6 protein-coding genes and 1 pseudogene are annotated in these 3,857 nt (G+C 52.5%); 2 read left to right on the plus strand and 5 right to left on the minus strand.

Annotated features, from left to right (window positions below):
* The 3 genes from RR877_RS09880 to dut form a co-directional block, all read right to left on the minus strand.
* Nucleotides 1-299, minus strand: a 299-nt coding sequence (locus RR877_RS09880; protein WP_332628096.1) for a DUF3159 domain-containing protein, incomplete at its 3' end; no start/stop codon positions are given.
* 3 nt (nucleotides 300-302) lie between these two features.
* Entirely contained in the window at nucleotides 303-902 is a 600-nt protein-coding gene (locus tag RR877_RS09885) for a DUF3710 domain-containing protein (RefSeq protein ID WP_277494986.1), read from the minus strand.
* A 2-nt stretch (nucleotides 903-904) separates the two neighbouring features.
* Entirely contained in the window at nucleotides 905-1,354 is a 450-nt protein-coding gene (gene dut / locus RR877_RS09890; protein ID WP_277494985.1) for a dUTP diphosphatase, read from the minus strand.
* A 39-nt stretch (nucleotides 1,355-1,393) separates the two neighbouring features.
* Between dut and RR877_RS09895 the strand changes: the two genes are divergently transcribed.
* Nucleotides 1,394-1,840, plus strand: coding sequence for a DUF3093 domain-containing protein (locus tag RR877_RS09895; protein ID WP_277494984.1), 447 nt, complete (start codon nucleotides 1,394-1,396; stop codon nucleotides 1,838-1,840).
* A 51-nt stretch (nucleotides 1,841-1,891) separates the two neighbouring features.
* Here RR877_RS09895 and RR877_RS09900 read toward each other — a convergent pair whose 3' ends face one another.
* Nucleotides 1,892-2,188, minus strand: a complete 297-nt coding sequence (locus RR877_RS09900) for a DUF4193 domain-containing protein (protein WP_110233215.1) — start codon at nucleotides 2,186-2,188, stop codon at nucleotides 1,892-1,894.
* A gap of 204 nt (nucleotides 2,189-2,392) precedes the next feature.
* Here RR877_RS09900 and sepH point away from each other — a divergent pair, with 204 nt between their 5' ends.
* On the plus strand, nucleotides 2,393-3,436 hold the full coding sequence (gene sepH / locus RR877_RS09905; protein WP_332550398.1) for a septation protein SepH: 1,044 nt from the start codon (nucleotides 2,393-2,395) through the stop codon (nucleotides 3,434-3,436).
* On the opposite strand, the pseudogene RR877_RS09910 reads toward sepH, so the two are convergent.
* Nucleotides 3,437-3,857: pseudogene (locus RR877_RS09910) on the minus strand (alkaline phosphatase family protein); the annotation flags it as partial. It lies immediately after the preceding gene.

Here is a 3,857-nt window from a genome sequence, read left to right on the forward strand (position 1 = left end):
TTTGACATCAATGCCAGCACTGCAGAAAGGACCACTCCAGCAAGGCCCACGAGTGCTTGGGTAGCTGCCTGGCGACGGATCAGGCGATACAGAGTGAAGAGAACAGAAGCACCAACAGAAATCCAAATGGCCAACCAAGGATTCAATGTGAAAGTGAATACGGCAACAAACAGTAGACCAGGAAGAACGGTCTCAACAATGCCCAGTGCCCCACCCATGGCATTCCAGAGTGGGTGTTTGCCATTGGTACTGCCACCAAGCTGTGAAGCTAGGCCCGCTACTCCTTGTTTCTCGCTCATGCGTTAACGCTGAGTGGGAGCAATGCCTGCAGCTTGCTCAGGAACCTTCAGTGGCATGAGTTCACGAGGAGGCATAGGCTGCTGACCGCGGACAACAACGATGTCTCTAAAGAGTTCAACTAAGCGGGCACCCTGTTCAGGGTTTGTTGCTGCTGGGCCAGCAATAACTCCACGCAGGAACCACCTGGGGCCATCCACACCGATAAAACGAACCTCTTGGAAAACCTGTTTGCCGTCCACGAGTGCGGGAACTTTGCACAACAGTTCAGGGCCCAACTCTGAAAGAGCATCTTCTACGAGGCCACCCTGAGTAGAAATCTGCTCGGTGAGCTGTGAACGCACTTCGTGCCACAGACCCTGGGAACGGGTAGATGCAAATGCCTGAACCTGAAGGGTAGATCCGAGGTAATCCATTGCTACAGCAACAACGCGTCCAGAACCTTCTTCAACTTCTAAGCGAAGATTGAGACCCTCGCGAGGGATGAGCTTGAGCGAACCCAGATCAACATAGGGCCTCACACCGCTGACCTCAGATTCGTCAAAGGGTCCGGTTGTTTCACGATCAGCCGGTGCGCTTTTAGCGTCTGAAATAGGACCTGACATATTTAGTTTCCTTTTCGTGCAGCGATTCCGGTAGAACCAAAACCTGATTCTCCGCGTTCACTTACTGGAAGTTTCTCAACAGGGATAAAACGTGCTTGCGTGACAGGCATCACGATGACCTGAGCGATACGGTCCCCCACTGCAATTTCAAATGGCTCCGAGAGGTCCGTGTTGAGAAGAGTCACTTTGAGCTCTCCTCGATAACCTGCATCAACAGTGCCGGGTGAGTTCACAATCGTAATTCCGTGCTTTGCAGCAAGGCCAGAACGGGGAACAACAAAGGCGACGTATCCATTTGGCAAGGCGATAGAAACTCCCGTACCCACGGTCGCTCTCTGTCCTGGAGCCAAAGTCAACGCCTCAGCGGAGGAAAGATCTGCCCCGGCATCACCAGGATGAGAGTAACTGGGAACGTTCTGAGCAGTGATGAGAACTTCAACTGTTTCGGCCACGTGTCGAGGTTAGTCCAAAAACAGTGGTCGAATAGATGTATGACGACGTTTCGTGAAGTTTTACGGCCTACCTGGTGGATGTATCTCATTGCTGCATTAATGATTCCCACGATCATCTTGGTCATGGCACCCATTAATTTCACCCTGGGCATTGTCTTGTCCATTGTTGTTTATGCGCTGATCGTCATACCTATGTTCGCGACATCACCGACCATCACGCTGACAGAAACAGAACTTCGTGTCGGAAAGGCACACATCAACCGTGAGTTCATTGGTGCCGTCAGTGCTTATTCAGGAACATACGCCGTAACAGCAAGAGGTCCTGAGCTGGATGCTCGTGCGTGGATCTTCCTGCGTGGGTGGATTAACCCTGTCGTGCGCGTGGATATTACCGACCCCAACGACCCCACACCATATTGGCTCTTTTCGACCAGGCGTCCAGAAGAACTAGTTGCCGCACTCCGTGCAGGCAGAAAAGCAAAATAGCAAAACAAAAGGGCCAGATTTTCATCCGGCCCTTTTGTCATAGAAAAAGATTTAGAAAGCGCATTCCTTGCAAACAGGTCCGAGCTTTTCCTCGTGATCAACCTGTGAGCGATGCTTAACCAGGAAGCAGCTCACGCAGGTGAACTCGTCATCCTGCGGTGGAAGTACGACTACGTCGAGTTCCATATCTGACAGATCAGCACCCGCGAGCTCGAAACCACCAGGGTTGTCAGCGTCTTCTGCATCAACAGCTCCGGAGAGCTTGTCGGGGACACGCTCTTTGAGCGCTTCGATCGACTCGGTGTCGTCGTTATCTGTTTTGCGGGGTGCGTCGTAGTCAGTTGCCATCTTGAAGATCCAATTCGTCACGTCACCGGCGTTGAAATGCTCCGGCGCCGACAGTTTGCCTCATTGAGCTCAGAAACACAAAAACCTGACTGGGCGTGTTGCCCGACAGGAGGAATTAGCTCGGCACGCGCACGCGCTACTGCCCAAGTGAGTCATTCCATGGAATTCTCTAAACAGCAGAATTTGGCCAAGGAGCACACTGTTATGCGCGAACTCAAAGTCACCGATGTCGATGGCGCTACCCTCGTTGTTTCTGACGATGAAGGAAACGAATTCCGCGTCCCCGTCGATGAGACGTCATTACGCCGCCTGCGTCACAGAAGCGCTCCCGAAGACGGACCACGCGTCTCCCCCAAAGACATCCAAGCTCACTTGCGTGCAGGTCTGTCGAATGAAGAAATTTCTGCTCTCACGGGAGCAACTTTGGACCTCATCCAACGATTCGAAACTCCCGTTCTTGCAGAGCGTGAATTCATCATTACTTCAGCATTGTCCGTTCCCACGCAGACCATGGTGGAAACGGAAACCGGAAACCTCAGTACCGCGTTTGGCACTGTTATTACCCAGCGCTTGCACGGTTTGAACGCAACCGCAGAGCGATGGGCAACCTGGAAGGAAGAATCAGGTTCTTGGGTTATCAAGCTGGAGTTCACAGCAAACGGGATTGAGCACGATGCGCGTTGGTCTTTTGAGCCCCGCAAGCGAACTCTCACTCCCGTCAATAGTGACGCGTCAACACTTTCTCAAAAGGGCGACCTGGGCACGGGACTCATTCCTAAGCTTCGCGCTGTGGGTGTTGATTCTGCTGACACCATTGTGGTCGAGCCGCTTCAAACTAGCGAACCCGTTGCAACCATCTCCGCAGTATCTGAACAAGTTCCTGCGGAAGCACCCGCTGCCGAACAAACTCGCGAACACAGCCCTACGGCCGATCTTCTCGAGGCTCTGCGCAAGCGTCGCAACGAACGCGAATCCACCCCAGCCTGGCTCAAGGACGAAGTCAGTGCGGCAACCGATTCACATGAGGTGGTTTCAGAAGACACCGTTGTTAGTGGCGCAACGGTCGAATTCGATGCAACCCTGAACTTTACAGAGCCTTTCGATATGTCTGTCTCTGAAGAAGCTCCAACGGTTGCTCCTTCAGAATCCAAGAATGATTCCAAGCAAATTGGCAAAAACGGACGCCCTGCAATGCCTTCATGGGATGACATTGTCTTCGGAACTCGTTCCGATGACGATCCTGCCTAACTAGCGTGAATATGCTCCGAGGCGAATACCGGGGATAGCGAGCTCAGTGGGTGATACCCCACCATGTTGACCAATCATGTTTCGGCCTTTCAAAGACGTGTCACGCTCGTCATAAAAGGCGACATCTTTTTTGGCAAGAACAAACACATCGCCCAAGCGAGGCAGTACATCAGAGTCGACGTCGCAATAAAGTCCGGCTGCTAAGACTTCTTCTTGAGTAAGAACCCAGGCAAGTTCCGACCAATCTTCACGCCAGGACGCCACTGCCTGAGCACGTTCCGCTTGTGAGGCATGCTCTGAAAAATAGAGCTGTACGCAGCGAGGTTCTCCCCCAACGTGGGCAATGTGCCTCATGTGGTCGACATCTAGTCCATACAGAAAATGTTGTGACTGTTTGACATCCAGCACACCGTGATCTGCT

It is taken from the genome of Aurantimicrobium sp. (assembly GCF_036667855.1).
Lineage (GTDB): Bacteria > Actinomycetota > Actinomycetes > Actinomycetales > Microbacteriaceae > Aurantimicrobium.

Coding starts and splice junctions, on each gene's coding strand:
- RR877_RS09900 (WP_110233215.1), bottom strand. CDS start 2,188: ATGGCAACTGACTACGACGCACCCCGCAAAACAGATAACGACGACACC.
- sepH (WP_332550398.1), top strand. CDS start 2,393: ATGCGCGAACTCAAAGTCACCGATGTCGATGGCGCTACCCTCGTTGTT.
- RR877_RS09895 (WP_277494984.1), top strand. CDS start 1,394: ATGACGACGTTTCGTGAAGTTTTACGGCCTACCTGGTGGATGTATCTC.
- RR877_RS09885 (WP_277494986.1), bottom strand. CDS start 902: ATGTCAGGTCCTATTTCAGACGCTAAAAGCGCACCGGCTGATCGTGAA.